The organism is Paenibacillus glucanolyticus (assembly GCF_037333485.1).
GTDB lineage: Bacteria > Bacillota > Bacilli > Paenibacillales > Paenibacillaceae > Paenibacillus_AQ > Paenibacillus_AQ glucanolyticus.
On sequence record NZ_CP147845.1, the window covers coordinates 829,910 to 850,947 of the forward strand.

The 21,038-nt window shown below is 49.9% G+C and carries 14 protein-coding genes; 11 read left to right on the forward strand and 3 right to left on the reverse strand.

Annotated elements, in window-relative coordinates:
* Positions 1 to 4 precede the first annotated feature (4 nt).
* On the forward strand, positions 5 to 712 hold the full coding sequence (locus WDY75_RS03900; protein WP_338841927.1) for a response regulator: 708 nt from the start codon (positions 5 to 7) through the stop codon (positions 710 to 712).
* Positions 713 to 875: 163 nt separating this feature from the next.
* Positions 876 to 2,585, forward strand: coding sequence for a DASS family sodium-coupled anion symporter (locus WDY75_RS03905; protein ID WP_063477833.1), 1,710 nt, complete (start codon positions 876 to 878; stop codon positions 2,583 to 2,585).
* Positions 2,586 to 2,757: 172 nt separating this feature from the next.
* Here WDY75_RS03905 and WDY75_RS03910 read toward each other — a convergent pair whose 3' ends face one another.
* Genes WDY75_RS03910 through WDY75_RS03920 form a run of 3 tightly spaced genes read right to left on the reverse strand, consistent with a single transcriptional unit; the run spans position 2,758 to position 5,764 of the window.
* Positions 2,758 to 4,668 carry a hypothetical protein gene (locus WDY75_RS03910; protein ID WP_006212860.1) on the reverse strand — a complete coding sequence of 637 codons (1,911 nt, stop codon included), beginning with the start codon at positions 4,666 to 4,668 and terminating at the stop codon, positions 2,758 to 2,760.
* A gap of 15 nt (positions 4,669 to 4,683) precedes the next feature.
* Positions 4,684 to 5,619: a hypothetical protein gene (locus tag WDY75_RS03915; protein ID WP_006212859.1), complete on the reverse strand. Its 936-nt coding sequence runs from the start codon at positions 5,617 to 5,619 to the stop codon at positions 4,684 to 4,686.
* The gene (locus WDY75_RS03920) at positions 5,612 to 5,764 is read right to left on the reverse strand and encodes a hypothetical protein (RefSeq protein ID WP_006212858.1); all 153 of its coding nucleotides are present in this window, start codon (positions 5,762 to 5,764) and stop codon (positions 5,612 to 5,614) included. The genes WDY75_RS03915 and WDY75_RS03920 overlap by 8 nt, the downstream gene beginning before the upstream one ends.
* 308 nt (positions 5,765 to 6,072) lie before the next feature.
* Here WDY75_RS03920 and WDY75_RS03925 point away from each other — a divergent pair, with 308 nt between their 5' ends.
* The 9 genes from WDY75_RS03925 (at position 6,073) to WDY75_RS03965 (ending at position 20,803) form a co-directional block, all read left to right on the forward strand.
* The gene (locus tag WDY75_RS03925; RefSeq protein WP_036643604.1) at positions 6,073 to 7,860 is read left to right on the forward strand and encodes a vWA domain-containing protein; all 1,788 of its coding nucleotides are present in this window, start codon (positions 6,073 to 6,075) and stop codon (positions 7,858 to 7,860) included.
* Positions 7,861 to 7,932: 72 nt separating this feature from the next.
* A complete protein-coding gene (locus WDY75_RS03930) occupies positions 7,933 to 11,322 on the forward strand; it encodes a tubulin-like doman-containing protein (protein WP_036643603.1) in 3,390 nt (1,129 codons plus the stop codon).
* Between the two features lie 3 nt (positions 11,323 to 11,325).
* Positions 11,326 to 13,710 carry a hypothetical protein gene (locus WDY75_RS03935; protein ID WP_063477832.1) on the forward strand — a complete coding sequence of 795 codons (2,385 nt, stop codon included), beginning with the start codon at positions 11,326 to 11,328 and terminating at the stop codon, positions 13,708 to 13,710.
* Positions 13,711 to 13,747: 37 nt separating this feature from the next.
* Positions 13,748 to 15,013, forward strand: a complete 1,266-nt coding sequence (locus tag WDY75_RS03940) for a vWA domain-containing protein (RefSeq protein WP_006212854.1) — start codon at positions 13,748 to 13,750, stop codon at positions 15,011 to 15,013.
* A 16-nt stretch (positions 15,014 to 15,029) separates the two neighbouring features.
* On the forward strand, positions 15,030 to 15,671 hold the full coding sequence (locus tag WDY75_RS03945; protein ID WP_006212853.1) for a hypothetical protein: 642 nt from the start codon (positions 15,030 to 15,032) through the stop codon (positions 15,669 to 15,671).
* A 76-nt stretch (positions 15,672 to 15,747) separates the two neighbouring features.
* Positions 15,748 to 17,007 carry a TRAFAC clade GTPase domain-containing protein gene (locus WDY75_RS03950; protein ID WP_006212852.1) on the forward strand — a complete coding sequence of 420 codons (1,260 nt, stop codon included), beginning with the start codon at positions 15,748 to 15,750 and terminating at the stop codon, positions 17,005 to 17,007.
* Positions 17,007 to 20,015 (forward strand): hypothetical protein, encoded by a 3,009-nt coding sequence (locus WDY75_RS03955; RefSeq protein ID WP_063477831.1) that lies wholly within the window; start codon positions 17,007 to 17,009, stop codon positions 20,013 to 20,015. Before WDY75_RS03950 ends, WDY75_RS03955 begins: the two co-directional genes overlap by 1 nt.
* 5 nt (positions 20,016 to 20,020) lie before the next feature.
* The gene (locus tag WDY75_RS03960) at positions 20,021 to 20,386 is read left to right on the forward strand and encodes a carbohydrate-binding protein (RefSeq protein ID WP_063477830.1); all 366 of its coding nucleotides are present in this window, start codon (positions 20,021 to 20,023) and stop codon (positions 20,384 to 20,386) included.
* 48 nt (positions 20,387 to 20,434) lie between these two features.
* Positions 20,435 to 20,803 carry a YybH family protein gene (locus WDY75_RS03965; protein WP_063477829.1) on the forward strand — a complete coding sequence of 123 codons (369 nt, stop codon included), beginning with the start codon at positions 20,435 to 20,437 and terminating at the stop codon, positions 20,801 to 20,803.
* Positions 20,804 to 21,038 lie beyond the last annotated feature (235 nt).

The following is a 21,038-nucleotide window of genomic DNA, read 5'->3' on the forward strand; positions in this document are numbered from 1 at the left end:
GGTCTTGATTATTGAAGATGATCCGATGGTAGCAAAGTTTAACGGAATGTACGTGGACAAGGTGTCAGGATTTGAATTGGCAGGAACGGCAGATAGAGTGGAAGCGGGATGGGAGATTCTAAAAAATAAAAAAGTTGATTTAATTTTACTTGACGTATATCTGGCGAACAAGAACGGGCTTGATTTACTCGTTGATGTACGGAAATCTAACCATTCAGTTGATGTTATCGTTGTCTCTTCCGCGAATGACCAAGGCTCTATACAAACGGCTCTTCGTTACGGGGCTGTTGACTATTTAATCAAGCCCTTTGATTTTGAGCGGTTTCAAGAGGCGCTTATGCGATACAAGTTCAGATATATCCATTTGCAAAAAGAAGGAATTCAGCAAAAAGAGCTGGATGAATTATTTCATCAAAGGAACGGGAACAAAGAAAGAACTGAGGAGAACTTGCCCAAAGGGATAACAAAAGAAACATATATTCGTGTTCTACGTGAGCTTCATGGGCTGGAGGGCTGGTTTTCCACAGCTGCGTTAGCTGAGGTAACAGGGATTTCAAGAGTCTCGCTGCGAAAATATCTGCGCTTCCTGGAGGACTGCAACATACTGCTTAATGATGTCAGCTATGAAGGCAGCGGCCGTCCGCTTCATCGCTACAAGCTTAGTCAGGAGGGGCATGATTACGTGCTTTCTATTCTGCAAAAAACCAGATAAAAAATGAAGTTCATGCAGCTCGTTTGCAAATTTGCAACGAGTTTTTTCATGTTCACACACTTTTTTTAGTTACAAAAAACCAGATATTAGTTACAAAACCTATACGGAAAGAGAAATATATAAGAGAATTATCGAAAGCGCTTACAAAATGGAGGGGTAAATGATGAGACAACTGGCTTTGTCAGCTTGGCGCAGCCTGTGGGCACAGCACAAACGAACAAAAAACATACTGAATGTATTCTTTTATCGGAATCAATCAGCAGCTGTGCCAGTACCTAAACAAGCATCAGACAAGATAGCTATTCAACATAACGAAGAAAATGCTGTTGAGGATATGAAGAGTCAAGAACCGAATGAAAACTCCAATAAGCCGTACTCAAAAGCTCAGCTGATCGGGCTTATACTGGGGCCAGCATTGTTCATATTGACGATGTTATTTTTCCAACCTGACGGACTGTCCACGGAAGGGAAATCCGTGCTCGCCGTTACGTTATGGATTGCCACATGGTGGATTACAGAGGCGATCCCTATACCGGCTGCATCATTGCTGCCGCTCATACTTCTTCCTGTTACAGGAGCGATGCAGGGCAGTGAGGTGGCATCATCATACGGCAACGATATTATTTTTCTGTTTCTGGGCGGTTTTTTCATTGCTACGGCGATGGAAAAGTGGAATTTGCATAAAAGAATGGCCCTATTTATCATCTCGATGATCGGTACCAGCACACAGCGTATCTTGCTAGGTTTTATGGTTGCAACTGGATTTTTATCGATGTGGGTGTCAAATACCGCGGCTGTTATGATGATGGTCCCAATGGGCCTTGCGATTACTGCCCAGGTTGCCAGTGCTTTGAAGGGAAGGCCGGAAGAAAAGGATCTGCCGAAATTTGAGAAGTCCCTTATTTTTGCTATTGGCTATGCAGGAACGATCGGTGGACTCGGGACATTAATCGGCACTCCGCCCAATATTATTCTAGCTGCCCAAATGAATGAGTTATTTGGTATTACCATCTCCTTTGCCCAGTGGATGCTGTTTGCCGTACCCGTTGTCATTGTAATGCTGTTCTTCACATGGTTTTATTTGGGGAAAATGAAGTTCAACACGTCCATTAAACAACTTCCAGGCGGAAGAGAATTGATTCAGAGCGAGCGCGGAAAACTTGGCAAGTTATCCTTTGAAGAAGGTATGGTTGGCGCGGTGTTTGTATTTGCTGCATTTATGTGGATCACTCGTGAGTTTTTATGGGTAGAAGATGGTTTACTCATCCCAATTCCCGGGATCTCGGATGGGATGATTGCAATTATGGCAACCGCACTTTTGTTTATGATTCCAGCTAAAGCAAAAACAAGTTCTCGTATTTTAAATTGGAGTGATTCGAAGGAAATTCCGTGGGGTGTACTCCTTCTTTTTGGAGGCGGCCTGGCTATTGCGGCAGGGTTCCGTTCCAGCGGCTTATCTGACTGGATGGGTGAGCAGTTGACCATACTCAATGGTTCTCATCTTATTGTTATTATTTCATGTGCTACACTTCTCATCATCATGATGACCGAGATCACGTCCAATACGGCAACAGCAACGATGATCTTGCCTGTCGTAGCTGCCCTTGCCATCGCCCTTGGTATTCATCCATTCGCTCTTATGGTGCCTTGCGCCATGGCGGCCAACTGTGCCTTCATGCTGCCTGTCGGCACGCCGCCCAATGCGATCATATTCGGCACGGGGAAAATAAAGATTATTGACATGGTTCGCGCAGGTTTCTCCGTTAACATTTTTGCCACAATCATTATTATCCTTGCCGTGTATTATTTGCTTCCCATCGTTTTTGGGTTTGATCTTACCGTTGTCCCTGAAAGTTTCTTGAATAAGGCATAAAGAAGCCACCCCACTTCTACATCTGCATAGCTTGATGAAAGTGGGGACCTCTTTCGGTATCGTTTATACGCTTTAATATGTCTTGCCGATATTTCCTGTTATTTCTCTTCCATCTTGAATTCATCCTTGTCAATAGGATGAATTCATTGTGACAGGCCTTCATTCTTATGACTCATTCTACCGATTCTACCTGAATGACAGGAACCTGCGTGAGTTTAGCAGTTTCAGTACTGTCACGACTCTCACTGTTGTCTGGTTGGGCATCCTCAGGATTGATGACCTCGGTGGGGACGGAATCTCCTGGAATATCCGTTTCCTCCATGGAATCGCCCTCAGCTGGTATATCCTCCGGTTCGGTCGGGTCGGAGGCAGGAGGATCCTGGCTGCCTGGTATCTCCATCTGCTGATACTCGCTAAACGTTCCTATAATGCTTGCACTCCCCGCAGGGAAATCCAGCTCGCCTCTTAAGATCACATAGTGGCCATCCCGTTCAGCAAGGGCTTCACCATAGCCCCCTGCCAGGATATTGATGGTGAAGCGGACTTTCTTGTTCCGGTGACTTTCGATATCAGCAATATCGATGTCGGTATAATTGGGCTGAAACCCTGTGAATCCGTATTGATCTCCCTGACGCTCGAAGATGGCGATCTCTTCCGGGCTTGCTCCTTCGAAGTTGGTAACCAGCAGAGACTTATCCGGAAGGATTTGATAGCTTTCGGCGGTAAACTGGAACAGCGGAATCAGATTGGAAGCCCTGGCTTCATAGGCTGAATACCATACCAGATCGGTTCCTGTGCCACCTTCCACCAGGACGACCGGATTTGTCTCCGTGCTGAGCGATTCTTCAATTGAAACTTGGCGGATCGCGATTTCAGACGGGAAATCATGATTTTGGAATAATTGCACGCTTTCATCGGCGTTTAAAACCGCTAGATAGATGATATTCCCTTCATCGACTCCAATGGCATATGCCAATCCCCCGAAACGTTTCCCGCCTCCGCTGACATAACTAAAGCTGCCTTGAATATCTGCCATATTGAACAAACGAATGGGATCGTGAATTGTCCAGGCCAATTTTGCAGCTTGCAATGGTCTGCTCATATCCTGGTACCCGGACAGCGCTTCATAGAGCGCTACAGCTTCCTCGTAGTTCTGCTCTGTTACCATTTCATCCGCAGCCAGGATCCACCGGTTGATCTGATTCTGAATATACTCCAGCATATCCGAATTCTGTTGATTACTCCGATTCAAGTAGTCTCTGTAACCCTTGGCGTGTGAAACAAAGTCTGCCGGCCGTTCCCGCTGTGCATCCTTTTGCAGCATGGCAAGCACAAGTTCATCTGTCTTGCCGCTCACCCAAGCAGCCTTCACTGAACGGCTGGCATATTCGGAGCTTATGGCATGGGACCAGTTTAGCAGCTCGGCGTAATGTCCGGCTCCTGCCAACCGGGTCATTACCGTCTCATCGTAACGCTGGAACAGGCTGAGCAGCTTCTCATCCTTCTGCTTCTCGCCGCCATAGAATGAGTCCGGGATGCGAAGCAAGTTCCATTTAAAGCTGTTGTCATCATACTGCAACTCTTCAAGCTGCTCGTCGGCCTGGCGGTTAAACAAACCGATGAATTGCAGGAAAATTCGCTTCACATCATCGGGTATGCCATAGAACGCAACAATTTCATCGTAATACGAAGCATATGATCCCTGGTGCCCCGTCAGCTTCTCCTCCGCATCAAGCAACTCGGCATATACGTTCATGAAGGCGGAAAAGTCGCCTGCTTCTCCCACTTGATTCAACCGTTGATCTAGAGAGGAGAGATTCTGCTTCATAGACGTAATGGGGGCGAGCTCCTGAAGCCTTGAGGCCAGCAACGCTTCTTTATATAGAAGGGAGTGGTTTCGGCTTGCCTTCTGATACCACTCCTCAGCCTGAACGAGTTTCTTCTGAGCATACAATCGTTCGGCTTGCGCCATTGTCTGGATTTTTTGATAGATATGAACGCCCTTATATCCAATCAACAACAGTAGGACTATACATAGAAAAAAATACAGATTACGCAGGGTTAGCGTGTTTTTTATCGTCATAACGGTATAGCCCCTCTAATCCCATTTTTGAAAATCAGGGTCCGAGCGGTATTGTTCATTATAAATGGCAGATACCCGGTCCCGCAGGCCGTTCCACGACAAGCCGGGATTGCGGCGTACGATCTGATACAAGCGGAGGAAGCGATATCTTGGCAGTCCATCCGCATAGCGGCTAATAAAATCAGGGAATGTGTCGATATATTTTTTCTTCCGTACCGCTGCTCCGGTAGCGTCAATCATAATTTGCCTGCCTTGCTCCATCCGCAAAATGTCAGCTTCATGATCGAGCAGGTAACGGATGGCTTTACTGTTAATCAGTTCCCGCTTGATTTTGGCGATTTCACCAATATAAGCGGCCAAGTCCGGATCAAACTCATTCAGCAGCAGCGGTTCAAGTTCAAGCTCCATATCCTTGCGCAGGCTGAAGGTTTGCAGAAGAACGATCTGCTGCAGGCGGATTCGGTCATTTCGGACCAGGGAAGAAATTTCCCTGACGATCTCATACCCTAGTTGGGCATCTTCCTTGATGGCGGCAGCAGCCGTTGCTTTGTTCAGATCTAGGCCATCAAGAATCTGTTTTTGATGACTTCGTATTAACTTGTCCAGAGCATGCAGGGTCTCCGTTTGCAGCACTCGCCGCTGGATCAGCCATAACCATACGAGCAGGACCACCATACAAGCAAAGGAGATCACGATCTGCAAGAAGGTCTGACTAAGAAGTACGGCAGAGAGTCCTATAATATAGAAGAGAAGCCGGTCACTCTGCATGGAACGCTTGGCCTTTTTCTCTGCAAGCTCCATCACGTGGACCAGCGAGTGGCGTTTACAGAACGCGCAGCTGTCTTCCCACAGAATCGTAAAATTGTGGCAATGTTTGCAAACCCTTAACTTTTGGTAGACATATCTCGTTTTAATATAGGGACGAAGTTGTACCGGCTTTTTCTTATCCATGCCGTTCCCTCTTTGAATTGGCGACTTCTAGCAGCGTTTGGTGCAGCTGCTCCGGTGTCGGGGCGTTCTTCTTACGTTTGAAGTATGCCGTGATCTTGATGATGACAAAAAGAAACAAAATCCCGAGACATCCGTATGTAATCATATACCTATTCCTTTCCGGTATCGTAATGGGGGTGAAAATGGTGAATGAGCCTTGTGTCCTAAGTCCGGGTGATACACTGATTATGTTGAACTTTGGCAGGTATAATTATATCATATGGACATAGTACTGGGATATTTTAGTGAGTTGCATGGTATTTCCTATATAAACATACCAAGGAAATGAAAGTGGATGTATCGTTTTTAAGCTTTTTTTCATATATTTTTAAGACTTAATGCCTACAGTTAGATTAGAGGATCGAACATAGGCATCCTCAAATGCTAGATTAAATGGGTGAAGGAGTAAAATCAATGCTACGTAACAATAAATGGCTGCTCTGTCTGATGGCAGCAGCGCTGCTGATCGTGACCTGGAGCGGGGGAACCTTGCCTCAGGCAATGGCAGCCTCGCAAGGCTCCAAGATAGATGCCGTTTTGGTGATGGATGCCAGCAACTCGATGAAAAACAGTGATCCTGACAGAATCGGCAGCGAAGCGATGAAGATGTTCATCGACATGCTGTCCACAACCGGCGACAAAGTCGGCGTTGTTTCCTATACCGACCGGATTCAGCGGGAGAAGGCACTGCTGGAAATTCAATCGGAGGCGGACAAAACGGCGCTGAAGGAGTTTATCGACCAACTGGATCGCGGTCCTTACACTGACATTTCGGTAGGTCTCGACGAAGCGGTGAAGGTGCTGAAACAGGGCATGGACCCGGCTCATGCACCCATGATCGTTGTTTTGGCCGACGGTAACAATGATCTGGACCCCAACACAGGCAAGACGACCCAAGAAGCGTCAGATCATTTGAACCAGTCGGTTCAGGAGGCCAAAGGAAGCGGCATCCCGATCTATACGATTGGTCTGAACGCCGACGGGAAGCTGAATAAAGAGGCTTTGGCTGAGCTGGCGAACCAAACGGGAGGAAAATCCTTTACCACGAGCTCGGCGGATGATTTGCCGCAAATTCTAAGCGAGATTTTTGCCAGCCACCAGCAGCTCAAGATTGTACCCGTGCAGTCGATTACCGGCAATGGCAGCTATCAGGAGGTCACGGTCAACGTACCGAATGCAAACGTGCTGGAAGCGAATATTTCTATTATGTCCTCAAGTCCCGTGGACGTTAAACTGATGGACCCCACTGGTGCTGAGCAGAGCATTCCATCGGCTAATGTCATGCGCTCCACATCCAATTCCTACTCGCTTCTCAAGCTGCTGAAGCCGCAGCAGGGCGATTGGAAGCTGCAGGTGAAGGGTGTATCCAAAGACAAAATCGATATCAATCTTGTGTTCAACTACGATCTGGAGCTGACCATGGATCCTCCGTCATCATCGAAGGTGAAGGCAGGGGATACAATCGATATTAACGCGTATCTCGTCAGCAACGGACAGAAGCTGCAAAACAATGAGCTGTACGGCAACATGAAGGCCAAGCTGTTGGTGAAGGATCTCGACACCGGTGACGAGTCGGAGGTCGAGCTGGAGAACAAAGGCGGCAGCTTTGAAGGGAGTTACAAAATTCCGCAGAAGCATGACTATGAGCTGCGGGTAAGGGCGGAGGAGCAGAGCTTCTACCGCGAAAGCGCGCCTGTGAAGATCAGTGCGAAAGCAGCCGCCGCGGGCTCCGGCAGCGGTGGGAATGAGCTGACCGCAGGCGATGAAGAGAAACCTTTTCCATTATGGCCCGTAATCATTGGCATCGCTGCTCTGCTCATTGTGGGGGCTGGAGCTTATTTCATACTAGGCGCGATTAAGAAAGCGAACAAGGGCTTTGTCGGTCAGATCGTGATTGAAATCAGGGATGAGAATACCGGCGAGAAGACCTTCCCGCAATACAAAAAGCTGACTTCATTCAAAGGGAAGTTCAACCTGCACCAGCTTCTGCAGCTGGCACCTGAGCTGAAGGAGACGGAGAAGATTCTGTTCACGCCTGGCAAGAATGATCGCATCATGCTTAGAAATAATTCTTCGGCTGTGATTGAGAAGTCGGGACGTGCCCTGGATGCCACGAAAGGGACGGAACTGAAGAACGGAGACCGGCTGAGAGTTTCCCTGCAGCAGGCTGACAAGACCATATTATTTGAATATTTGGCTTAAAGTGCGTGTTCATGATCAAAAGCGGACTTTTTGAACAACCTCTTAAGCCATGACCTATCAGGAGGGGAAATTATGAAACCGGTAGTTAGAGAACATATACAACAGCTTGACGTTTCACTCGGAGGCGGGATTGTCAGTGAGAAAATACGAGTGGATACCATCGACAACCCGATTCTCATCATTGGACTTGGAGGCACGGGGATCGATGCGCTGCTGCGCCTGAAATATCAGATTAACCGCCGGTTTAAGCTGCCGGAGGATCCCTTGTCCAAGAAAAGAATGGACAAGCCGGACAATGTGGAGTTTCTGGCTTTTGAGACCAACGAACAGGATAAGAATAAACGCTATAAGGGAATAGGGCTTGATCCGATCAATGAATTCGTGCTTCTCTCGAATGCGGAGATTGGAGGGCTCCTTCAGAATCGCAGCATCCTGGAGCCATACATTACGGATTGGCTGTCGCCGGAGCTAAGCATTACCGATGGAATGAACGGGGCAGCCGGTGTCCGTCAGGCCGGCCGCTTGCTTCTGTTTACGAAAATCACCCAGGTGGTGCAAGCGATCGATAAGAAGATTAAGACATTATCGGTTGGCACCAACAAAAAGCTGATGGTCTTCCTGTTGACCGGATTGTCCGGCGGGACAGGCAGCGGCTGCTTCCTTGATATTGCTTATATCGTCCGCGGCATTATTGAGCGCGATCACGGCTCTGCGGGGATTGACCGCGTGAACACACTCGGTTATCTGTTTACGCCGGATATCAATCTGGCTAACAAAAGCTTGAGCGAGCACACGCGCGAGTACATCAAGAAGAACGGATATGCGGCGCTAAAGGAGCTTGACTACTGGATGAACGTGGATGCCAGAGGCGAGCGGTTCAAGCAGCAGTACGGCAGCATTCTGAACGTGAATTCGCCGCTGCCTCCGTTTAATCTGTGCCATCTCATCTCTGCTACCAATACGGAGGGCAAACTGCTGGAGAACGCCTATGATTACTGCATGAATGTCACCGCCGAGAATATCACGAACTTCATGGCCAGCGAGGAAAAGCAGTCCGGAGAAGAGTTTGCAATCCATGATTATATCAGCAACATCCGAACCAACATTGCCCAGATGAACAAAGCCTATCCTGCCAATTACGATTACAACATTATCGGAGCATCCTCGGCCGTGCTGCCTATCGAGGAGATGACCACCTATCTGGCATACCGCGTATTTGGCAAAATGCAAACCATGTTCGAGAAAGCGCCAAGCCAGGAGGATGTTGAGAAGTTTGCAAGTAAGCTGGGCATCGACCTGGACTCGATGACGAAGAATTTCGAGTCCCGCGTACCGGAGCCGCTGCCCGGGTATCAGAACAGCGAGCGGCTCAGCTATGCCAATGTGGTGAAGAATCAGGTCATTAATATGGATACGGAGCTGGAGCAGAATTTTCTCGCCAGAGCCCGTGAGGAATACATCAAAGCGAAGAAGCAGCTTCCAGGCGAGATCGTGGATCAATTCAGCGACCAAATCCGCCGGATGTTCCTGCATCCGCAGCAAGGACCGTTCTATGTATCCCGTCTGATTTATACGGAGAAGGGCTTCAGCCTGCTGAAGATGCTGCTGTCTTACATCGAAACGCTCCGGGAGAACCTGACCCGCATTCCCCGCGATATCGAGTCGGCCAGAGAACAGGCGATCGAACGCCTGGGCGATGCGAAGAGTGCTTTTGTCTCGAAGGATAAGAAGAAGAACATCTATATTGAAGCAAAGATCAATGAATACTGGCTGGAAGCCGATGTGGAACGCACCGAGCAGATGATTGAATTCTATGAGGATTTATACGATCTGCTCAACCAGGAGAATAACCGGATTTATAGCGTATATACCGAAATTCTGAACGCGCTGAACTCCATATTTGCCAAGAACGGGGACATCCTTGTCAACGGTGATGAACAGCAGGATCATAAAGGGAACAAGACGTATTACTGGAACTTGGTCAGCGTGCCCGACATCTCCGATGTGATCAATAAAATCATGGATCAAAAAGATGTGGACGATCTCATCCGGGATTTCGCACAGGAACTGCTGAGCCATGCCAATCGTTGGACACGGGAGCAGGAGATTGATATCGTCAGATCCATCTCCGAGTTTCTGACGGACAAATTCGGCGATTTGATCACCCGCTCGATGGAGGACTTCCTGACCATGAAATTCGGGCAGGAGGATTCCATCGAAAAGTTCGTCGAGCGCAACATCGCCAGCAAGCTGGATGATGAAGCCGTGCCGGTCTTCCATCTGAGCAACAGCGCGGGCAATTTGTACTTCCCATCCTGGGGCTTTGTGTCCGTGCCTGTGCAAGCGCCAAGCATTCTGAAGGGCATTCGCAATTACCAGAACAATTCGGTGGGTAAATCCCATTTCACGGTGAAGGAAAGTGAAGTGAAGAATCGGATATTCTGGTTGAATACAAAGAACGGTGTGCCGCTGTTCGTTTACACGCCGCTTAAGGTTTATGAGGAGAGTTACGAACGCACCATCATGGACAAGGAAGGCGTAGGGCGTCATTTGGTGCAGACAGACCGCAACAATTGGACCTACCTGCCTTCGCCGATTCCTGAGAAGTCCTGGGGCGATACTTATATCAACCCGCGGGTTCAGGATTATAACGCCCGGGTTCGTGCAGAATTCAACCAGGCACTTACGTATAAAGTTATCATGGAGAAGGATGTGGACCAGAATACAAGCAGCCGTTATGCGGTTGTGTTCACGAAGCCATTTGATCTCAGCGAGCTGCTTCGTGCCTATGATCTTCAGCTGGACACGCCTAAGCCTAATCTGGGCGAAGTGAAGCGGGCCTGGACGGAGCTGAAGCGGCTGATGAACGAAGGCCTCGAGCCGGTGGGGTCCAAGGATATCTTCAACAGCATCAATGAGGATATGGCTAAAGAGAATTTGATCCGTTCACCGGAAATGATTCGCAGCGTGCGTGAAGAGTTGAAGAAGTATGCCGCCATTGCCGCCAAAATCTCGGCATTCGAGCTCTTGATCAGCGACAATCAGAATGAGGAGAAATGGCTGGATCAATTTATCGAGGCAATGTATACCGGGACCATTACCAAGAAGGGTGCGCTGTTCGTCTATGACCGCGATCCGGAAGAGGATTCCTGGGAGCCGTTTGCCAATCTGCTGAAAAGCGTGAATGACGTGGAGTATGAAGTCTACAAGCATTTCCGCCAGCTGGATGAGAAAAGCCGGAGCACGCTGCTGCGCAAATCTTCCCGCCGGGATCAGGAGCTGACCGCTTCCGAAGATATTACGCCGCTGCTCGGTAAGCTGGAGGAATTGGCTGAGCGTTTCCTGGAGACGCGCGACCGGTTGGAATACGAGAAGGTGGAGCTAGCGGACGGCGAAGAGCGGTACCAGTTCTACCGACAGGTATCCTCCAAATTAAACGACATTCGAAGAAGGTTGAAATAGACGATGAGGGAAATTCTTCGCCAGTATGCTGCCGGTTATGCCAAGTCGGAAGAGCAGCTTACCTTGATGGAGGATGATCAGAGCAGCATCCACTACCCGGAGGTATACTTGTTCATCGGTGATATGACGGCGGCAGCCATCGAACCGATCATGGAGATTCATGACCGCAAATGGGACAACAGCGCTAGCGTCATCTATTTTCATGTGGGAACAGACCGTGGCGGCAGGCCGGGGCCGAAAGGCTCCGAATCCTCCAATCGTCTTCACAGTTATCAACTGGATCTGCCGGTGGCAGACGGTGCGTCCAAGTCCTTGCGCAAAGAGCTGTATCAGGCGTTCTATCAAGAACGGGGCCCCCTGTCTGGGTTAAATAAAGCCATTCGGAAGTTGAGCCACCATATTTCAGATTATGGACGCAGTTATTCGTCTTTTGACCGGGTCCATCTGTCTATCATTACACGGGTCGATGACCCGTTTAATGTATTTATCCCGGAAATTTCATTGCTGGCAGAATCCATCTTCAATCAGTCGTTCAAATCGGTGCAGATGGATTTGTACGCGCTAATCAATGAGAGGGAGCAGATTGAAACCTATGGCTATACGAGCTCCGTGGGGGTCGCCTTCTTACGGGAGCTTGAGTTGATGCAGAGCCGGGATTACAGCTTCTCCGCACCGCTTCAAATGACGGAGGATGGACTGAGCATCCCGGTCGTTCACCCGGCTTCGCCGTTGTTTGATCTGGTCTACGTGCTGTCCGATAAGAATGAGCGGGGCATCTCCGGTTACTCCGGCATGCAGGATATCTATGATATCATCTGTCATCTCGGCTTGCTTAAGAATCGGAAGCAGAAGGACGAGGCATATGACGGGATCAGAGGCGTTTACAACAATACATCCTTCAAAAGCAACATCATGACCGAATCCGGTCGCCAAGGCTTTGTCTCGGCTGGCTTTGCCCGGGTAAAAAGGCCGAACGAGCCGATTGCCTTAACGGTCCTCTATCATCTCTGCCGGGGACTTCTCCAGCGCATGAAGACCGGACCTGAACCGGAGGTTCAGGAATGCCTGACTTACTTCGGCCTCGACCCGGAAGCCGTAACGGCTAGAGCGAACCGGATGCTCCCGAATGTCGAACATCTGGACGGACTGAAAGGCATGATGTCCCATCCTGTCAGTTATGCCGGACTGAAGCGGATGAATATCCGCGAGGCCGAAGAGGCACTGTTCGGAGAAGGCTGCCAGCAGTTTTTCCATAGCAATTATGAGCTGGAGGTCCAGAAGAGACTAGGGGATACGAGCACATCCGAAGAAGTACACGCTGCCCTTCGCCGCTCGTTGTCCACACATCCGCATATCGGCTGTTATCAAATCGTGGAGTGGACAAGCGACAAGGGTGGAGCGGGGATCCTGCTCGAAGCGGTCCGTTCCCGAATCCGGGATCTCGGCAGTCTGCTGAAGACGGAGCAGGAAGAACTAACCCGCTATTATGAAGAAAGCGTGGAAACCCAGCCCTTCAAGAAACTGCCCTTTCGGGATAAACAGAATGTGCGCCAGTTCATTCGTTTTTTTGTAGGCGAGGTTTATCATCGCAGGTATGAGCTGCTGCTTCTGGAGACCGAACTTGCGCTGTACAGGTTATATGAGGCGGAGCTTGAGCAGATTCACCGGCATTACAAGCAGCAAGCGAGCATGCTGGACCAGTTGGAAGCAGAATTGCTGGAAGCAGCTCAGTCCAGTATCCGCACGGCAGACGATTATATCGGTCAGAACTTGATGGAGTATTATGGCCTGGTGACCGAGGAGTTGATGCTGGAGCTGGAAAGTAAGCGCGGCGCGGCTGTATTCTTCGAGGATCGCTATGTCGGCAATTTATCCGTTCTCACTCACGAAGGTACGGAGCCGATCCTGGCCAATATGATTCGAGTCTGTCTAAGGGATTTATTGACGGCAGAGCCGTTTGTGCAGACCTTCGAGGAGGAGCTGCTGCGCCGGGCGAACGTAACCATCGAGTATCATAACAAGCAGGTGCTTGCCAAGGAAGATTTGTTTAAGGTGCTCTACCGGATGCTGGAGGAGAACTCCGTTACTTTGGTCAGGCTGCTGGACTATACGCAGGAGCATCGATATGAAGAGAAATATTTCTTCGGCGATGCCGACAGTGAATTCGTTCGCTACGCCATCCGTGCGGATGAAGCATTACGAGTATACAAGCTTGGCATCGTGCATGAGAAGCGCTCCAGCGGGGTCGAGAAGCTGAATCTGATGGGGGGCTTCCATCTGGAGGATCTGATGTATTACCGGAATGGCAGAGCTTACTACGAAACCTATACGGCGAACGGTTATGAATTTCATGGAATGGAACCGGCGCTGCTCCCGGAGCTGCGCTAGCGTTCTTAGATTCTGATAAAGAGAGTAGGCGCGTATTGTGCAACGAAAAATAAACCCTCTCCTGCTGCTGTTGAGTCTGGTCGGCGGGGGAATTGGATTTGCCATTGGGGAATTTCTGCTCCGCCAGTGGGGAACAGGGCTTCCCGTTATTGTGGTTACGGGAATCTATTTCGGGATTCTGGCCTTCTGCATCGGCTTGGCCTGCTTAATCGCAGAATTGATCTCCCCCCGTTTGAGCGGGAGCTCCTGGAGACAGCGATACACGGGCACATCGTGGAAGCTGCTGATTCCATCCACTTTGGTGGCACTGTTCCTGCTTGGCATGCTGTTTGAGTGGGTGTACCAGCTGAACCCGGGCAGCGCCAAGCCCGTGAAGGACGTTGTTCTGGTCATAGACAATTCCGGCAGCATGAAGGATACCGACCCGAATCAGGATCGCTATACAGCAGCCAAAAATCTGATCAACCGCATGGATCGGGATAACAGGGTATCGGTAATCGTGTTTGATCATGCAACAACGTTACTGCAGCCATTTACCCGTGTGAAGAACCAGGAAATCAAGGATGAGATCATGGCGGAAATCGACGGTTTGGCAACAACTGACGGCGGTACGGACATTAGTCTCGCACTTGAGGATACCATGTCGCATATTCAGGAAAGCCAGGATGCGGGGCGAAGCGCCATGGTCATTATGCTGTCAGACGGATTTAGCGAAACCGACCATGATCGTGTGCTTGCGGACTACAAGCAGCAGCAAATCGCGGTGAATACGATTGGCCTTAGCCTCGTGTATAAGGATGGTGCCAATCTGCTTCAAACGATTGCAGCCGAGACGGGCGGGCAATATTACGATGTGCAGAATGCGGCAGACTTGTCTTTTGTTTTTCAGAAAATTTATGATGATGTCGGGGACCGTTCGCTGTTGACGAAGCGAACGGGCGCTATGGAAGACAGCGTTTATTATCAGATCGGAAGAATTGCTGCGATGCTGCTCATTGGCACTGCCATGGGTCTGGCGCTCGGCCTGGTGTTTGACAACCGTTATCTCGCGCGCAGCTTTAGCATAGGCGGTGCGGTATCGGGCTTACTGGCGGGCGTTGTTCTGGAATTTGGCCTCTCCGGGGGAGAAGTCAGAGATGCCAGTGTGCGTCTCTTGGCATGCTTCATCCTCGCAGGTTTGATGACCTTGTTCACGCTGGTGATACCTGTCAAGGAGAACGGCAGGTTAACTGGCGGCACGCAGCGGCCGGGCCGAACAGGACGTGGACAACGGCCGAATGATTCGACAAGCCGAGGATTTTAAGCAGGGGGCGTTCGATATGCAGTATAAAAATGCGGAGCCCGGAGATTGGGTTATTCAGGGATTAAGCCATCAATTGGACGAAGGTTTCTGCACGATTCGCTGGAACTGGCCGCCTGGTCTTCAAGCGGTATACATTCAACGTGTGATGGATGACGGATTCGCCGCATCGAATGGAGATCCGCATCTTGGCAGCCTGCGCTTGTATACCAGAGACGAATACAAGGCGAATAATGGTTATCGGGATCGTGTGGATGGTGTTGGGCAGATCTCATATACGGTGTATGCCTTCTCTTCTGAAAACGGGGAGACCACCTTGATCACACAGCCCGATGAAGCGAACTGCATTCAGTTCAGCACCGGTAAAGCCATGCTGGTATACTCCATTCGCGAAAAAAGCCGCTGGCTGCAATCCTATAAAACGATTGAAATTCAGGTTACAGCCGAAGTGCCTGTACCGAAGGAGGCTCTCTGCTATGTGAAGAAAGAGGGAGCTTATCCGGTGAACAAGGAAGACGGGATATTGTACCCGTTCGTTACGGATTTTGGGGCCGGACGGAATGTACTGCCCGTCATTGAGGTCGGTAAGAACGATTATGTACGCCTGTTTTTTACGGACGGGAAGAAGTATGGACAACGGTATGAGCTGGTGTATAGATAGAGAGAGCAGAGATAGAACACAGTGACAACAACGAAAGCGTCCATGCAATCCAGAGGTTTAGAGGGAGGTACAAATGATGGGCATTTTTGATATTTTCAAGAAGAAGCCGGAGCCGGAGCCAAGGCCGCTGTTTTATGATATTGTGTGCCCTTACTGTTTCAGTAAGTTCACGCCGAAGGAGGTTGTCTTCCGGGCTGCCCACGACCGTGAGGACGACGAGGATTATGCGCTTGGGGAAGACGACGAGCTGAATCGTTACCGCGAACGCTTTGGGCTGGATTCGGTCTATGATATTGAGGCTATCATCCGGCCAAGCGACATACCGGAGGAGCATCACATTTATTCGGATCATGTGCTGGTTGGATTGAACGACCGCTACGGTGTCGTCACACGCAGACGCTTATGCCCGAAATGCCATAATGAGCTGCCTGTGACCGCAGGGAAGGTACCGAGCAACATTATCTCGATTATCGGTGCATCCCAAGTGGGCAAGTCGGTGTATATGACTTCGCTGATCCATACATTGCAGCATACGACGGCGGATCACTTCGATGCGGCCTGTATGCCGCTGAATGCGGAGATCAGCCGCAAGTTCCGCACCGGATATGAGGAACCGTTGTTTGAACGCGGAGATTTGCTGGCGTCTACTCAGAAGGAGAAGATGCAGGAGCCTTTTATATTTCAATTCGTGTTCAAGGATGAATCGAAGCCGCCGTTAACGCTTGTATTTTTTGACGTGGCGGGTGAAGGCATGGTGGACGAGGACTACCTGGGACTTCATGGACAGCATATCAAGAACTCCGCGGGCATTCTGTTTATGGTCGATCCGCTCCAGATTCGCTCCATTCGGGAGAAAATCCGTTTGAAGTTCGGCGATCAGCCAGGCGAATGGGTATCCCAGTACGATGAACCTCGCGATGTTGTCCTCACCATGTTCGGTGATTTCATTGCTTATGAGGACAAGGGCAAAACGGATATTCCGACAGCTGTCGTCCTAACCAAGAGCGATATGCTTCATGCGCTTAAGGATGAGGATGGCGAATATGTGAAGCTGAACAGCAACATATTCAACAATATGGTTCACCGCAAGCATTTGAACATGACCGAGTTTGAAAATATCGATGGCGAGATTCGCCGCTTTATCGAGAAGGTCGACCGTCCGTTCAAAGGCACAATGGATGTATATTTTTCGAATACAGCGTATTTTGCCGTGTCTGCCTTAGGCAGCAACCCTGTGGATCAGAAGCTGCAGAGCGTGGTCAGCCCGATCCGAGTGGACGAACCGTTCATCTGGCTTCTGTACAAGCTGAAGTATATTGAGGGGAGGGATGACTAGTGCCGGATTTCCCTTCCCGAAACATACAGCAGCAAATGTACACGAGGGAACGGCGGGGCGTGTTTCGCTCGGCTGAAGGATTTGATACGGTTGCGCGCTCGTCAGGATTGGAACCTTCCTATATCAAAAAGGTGCTGCATCCCTTTTGTCAGTATGAAGCTCCGGCAGAGCTTACGGCACGCAGCGAGAAGGACGCCGAGGCTTATCCTGCCGCTCTTCATCTGTTCCATACGGAAACAGGGGAGACGGTGTTGGGGCGCAGTGTGTTTCAGCCAGCGGATTTCACGGGACTACGCAGCGCTTTTTTTACGCACCATTATGTGATTCCTGACGGATTTCTGGAAGATGAGCATTCCGCTTACCGGACTTGGCTCCAGGCCTCTTTTGCCAATCATTACGATATTGAAGAGGGGATAGAGCTGCCGGAGTTATCTGCCATGCCGGTTCAGGCTCGCCCGCAAGTTCCCGTCTCGCCTGACCAAACCCCGGCCTTACTGCAGGAACTGGGCATTGACGAGAAGGTATTCAAGCAACTGCTCTATGCATCGATAACCGCAGCTGCGGGTAAGAAAAAGGTGTATATCGTACTGGATGTACCGGTGGAACAGTTGTCCGCGAAGGCGGAGCAGCTGCTCTTTGTGTTGTTTGGCCGACTGCCTTACGCGCTGCGCCGGGTGCTTGGGTTCGTAACGTATGCCAAGGAACCCTACAGCAAGAAGGGACTTCATCTCATGTTCGTGGAGAAGGGCGGCCTGCGCCTGAATGACCGCAACATTGAGAAGGACTATTTATTTGAGCTTGCTGCCGGAAGGGTCATTAATGCGGATTTGAAATGGTCCGAGCAGCCTTATCTTGATTTTGCATGGGATACAGTGCTGGATCTGGCCCGATCTGAACGTTTTTTTGCCTTCGCGGAGCAGATGCTCTCGGATATGGAGCCGTCCCGTCAGATTTCTCTGGATAGCTACGACGATTTATGCGTGCTGTTCCAGATCGAAGAGGGCCGTGAAGATCTGTATAACGACCATAAGTTTGCTGTGCTTCGTGCCTTGCTGCTCTATCTGGAGCCAGCCGGGGCTCTGGGTTTAAAGAAACGGCTGGATGATCTGTTCCTTGCCCTGTTTGCCCATGAGTTTGAGCTTGTGAAGGGCGGACAGGTTCCCGATCCGGCGATTGCCGGGTCCGTGAAGGACTATCACAGCATCAACCCTAGACAGCACAATGACATGATTGTGGAATATTTTATTCGCTCATTAAATAATGCCTTGTCGAAGCAGCGTCAGGATGTGACCCAGGCGATTTATGGCTTGCTGGAGGGCAGTCCGGCTCTAAGCCGTGCCTTCTATGCCAGAGTACTGACCAGCCCGGGGCTGCCTGCGCTGATGTTCGATCCTTATATGAAAGCCAGTATGAAACAGAGGGCAACGCCAACGGATCTGGTTGATCTGATCAGTCTATGGGTGAGGAACCATCCCCTTCTGCTGGAACAGGAGAATTATGTTAGGCTGGCTGAAGCCCAGCTCATCGATAAATTACAGCATGATGCAGATCCTGTAAGAGCGGTCAACGCCGTGCTGGATCAATTGGATTCCCTGGAGCATCACGAAGAGCGGGGGATCGCTCATTACCAAGGCGGGACCGCATTTGCAGACCGAATGATTTATGCAGCCAACCTCTTTCTCTTGCGAGAATTGGAGCCTGAGCAATTGAACCGGAAGCAGCTTCTGGACATTGGATTTCTGCAAATGCCCAAGGAATTCAAAGGGTGGGTAGAACGTTTTGATTCCCGAATACGCTCCAAAGCGGCTGTCATGTTGGCGCTGTACCAGTGGTGCAGCAGAACCGAAGTTAAAGCGGAGGTGCTTGCCGATCTTTCAACCGAGGAGCGGGAGCGCACCCAGCATATTATGCGGAGGTGGCTGCAGCAGGATGTGGCGCCATCCCATTTTGAAAGCATCACCTTGGCCTTCTGCACGGAGATTCATTCCGGCGCTATTGACTACCGTGGCCTGCTGGATTATGTACATAAGTACAGCAAGAGTCCTGAAGTGGTCTACCAGTATATTCAATGGTCTGCGAAGCAGCCGGTATTCGTTAAACCACGGGGTCTCGTGCCGGCCTATGCTGCCGCGATCGTCCAGTACTTCAAGACCCATGACCGCGAAGCATTCAAGAATAAGGAGTACGTGAAGACTTATTTTAGTAACCCTGACCCTGTTCTTAAAGGGGTCTATACGAAGGTTAGGGCCGAGCTGGCTTCGCCATTCATGAGATTTATCCGAAGCCATCCGAGGTTCGTAAAAATAGCTTCAGCTGCACTTGTCCTCATCTTGGCCGGCGGTATCTTTCTCATGGTGCAAAACGGGAAGGATCCTGCGGATCCGAATTCAGTTGATACGCCTCCAGTTACCGTGCCTCCTGTCTCGCAGGATACGGTTCCGGAGCAGCCGCTGTTGACGGCGTCCGTAGTGGAAGAAGGTGAGCAGAAGGGCTTGACTGAACTGAGCTTCCATTTCAAACAGTCGGCAGCTTGCCGGGATTTCAATATGGAGAATCTCCAGGTCCTGGGTCAGGATGCAAACCTATTGTTTGAAGCGGCAAGTCCTGAACTATCACGGACGTGCACGGATGAAACAACAGGGGGAGCGGACACCGATCCAACAGGAACAGATTCTGGTTCCAGCCAGGATCAGACAGATTCGAATTCGGGGACAACAGCGGGAGACGCAGAAGGAGCAGGCTCAGATTCTTCCGAGTCGGTTGATGGTGGAGAAGAACCGGAGTCCTCAGGAACCGAAAATGACTCACAGCAGAAGCTGCCATATACAAGCAAAGTTATCGTGAAGCTGGATAAACCGCTGGATGTGTCCCTAATCGACAAGGTTGTTGTGGATGGCATATCTTATGAGCTGTCCGATGAAAGTGCGCTTTCTGAAGAGCAGACGCCTGAGAATGGAACGTCTGAAAGAAATGAGACATCTGAGAATGAGTCTGGCAGCGGAAATTGAATATAATGAGGGCGAAGGAGCATACAGATCATCTGTGTGCTCCTTCATTTTATATATCCACGCAGCAGCCGGACTACTTCCTCAGCGGCTTCAATCGCCTCAGTCAGGGAAGAGGTCAGACGATCGGTGAGGGCAATGATATCTTCGTGCTCATCCGGCGTGTTGAGAACCTGTTCAACGTTGGGTTCCTGTGTACGTTCTGTTTTATGGAGAAGTCGCAGGACTTTAACAAAGCAACCGTGGCTTGGAACAGCTCCAAGGCTTACATTGGCGGTGAACGGGTATCTTACAATGGAGCCGTTTGTGAAGCAAAATGGTGGACCAAAGGGGAAACGCCTGGCCAAGCCGGTGTGTGGAAAAAGGTTCAGTAAAAAAATGTGCCATCCTTATAATGGATTAGAGATGGGAGGTTAAGCGAAATGTCATATCAGAACGCACTTGAGGCTTATATTGCGGCTACGAACACACATGACTTTGATCAAGTGGCCCGGCTGCTGGATGAAGAGGCGGTTTATTGGTTTTCGGACCGGAGCTGCACGACCTTGGATGAGATCAGGTTGTATTTCGAGCAGGCGTGGGATGCCATTCGGGAGGAGGTATACCGGGCGGAGGATGTGGAATGGATTGCGAGTGATGCCCATTCGGCGGTGTGTATCTACACCTACCACTTCGAGGGTTATCACCAGGGGACATTTATGTCCGGGAGCGGCAGAGCCACCAATGTGTTTATTCGAGATGTCGAGGGATCATGGAAATTAAAGCATGAGCATTTAAGTTCGATGAAGTAGATCGAAGATTATTATGGTTTGCTTACATAGGGAAGTGAATAGACAAAAGAGCCCCTGGAGGGCTCTTTTTCAGCTCATACGTCTGCTTTGATTACTGGACCGGCTCCATTCGTACAGTGGGTTTAACCGCCCCGCCCCGCTTGGAATCCTAGAAGGCTTCATTATGGCACTTCGTTGCTTTTGGGATCGGATAATTCAACGGGCTGAATATGGAATTCGCTTGAGCAGATGTAAC

What these genes read in the sequence shown, in the direction of transcription:
- WDY75_RS03960 (WP_063477830.1), top strand. Translation starts at nt 20,021, where the DNA reads ATGAGGGCGAAGGAGCATACAGATCATCTGTGTGCTCCTTCATTTTAT.
- WDY75_RS03965 (WP_063477829.1), top strand. Translation starts at nt 20,435, where the DNA reads ATGTCATATCAGAACGCACTTGAGGCTTATATTGCGGCTACGAACACA.
- WDY75_RS03925 (WP_036643604.1), top strand. Translation starts at nt 6,073, where the DNA reads ATGCTACGTAACAATAAATGGCTGCTCTGTCTGATGGCAGCAGCGCTG.
- WDY75_RS03910 (WP_006212860.1), bottom strand. Translation starts at nt 4,668, where the DNA reads ATGACGATAAAAAACACGCTAACCCTGCGTAATCTGTATTTTTTTCTA.
- WDY75_RS03935 (WP_063477832.1), top strand. Translation starts at nt 11,326, where the DNA reads ATGAGGGAAATTCTTCGCCAGTATGCTGCCGGTTATGCCAAGTCGGAA.
- WDY75_RS03950 (WP_006212852.1), top strand. Translation starts at nt 15,748, where the DNA reads ATGGGCATTTTTGATATTTTCAAGAAGAAGCCGGAGCCGGAGCCAAGG.
- WDY75_RS03930 (WP_036643603.1), top strand. Translation starts at nt 7,933, where the DNA reads ATGAAACCGGTAGTTAGAGAACATATACAACAGCTTGACGTTTCACTC.
- WDY75_RS03915 (WP_006212859.1), bottom strand. Translation starts at nt 5,619, where the DNA reads ATGGATAAGAAAAAGCCGGTACAACTTCGTCCCTATATTAAAACGAGA.
- WDY75_RS03905 (WP_063477833.1), top strand. Translation starts at nt 876, where the DNA reads ATGAGACAACTGGCTTTGTCAGCTTGGCGCAGCCTGTGGGCACAGCAC.
- WDY75_RS03945 (WP_006212853.1), top strand. Translation starts at nt 15,030, where the DNA reads ATGCAGTATAAAAATGCGGAGCCCGGAGATTGGGTTATTCAGGGATTA.
- WDY75_RS03920 (WP_006212858.1), bottom strand. Translation starts at nt 5,764, where the DNA reads ATGATTACATACGGATGTCTCGGGATTTTGTTTCTTTTTGTCATCATC.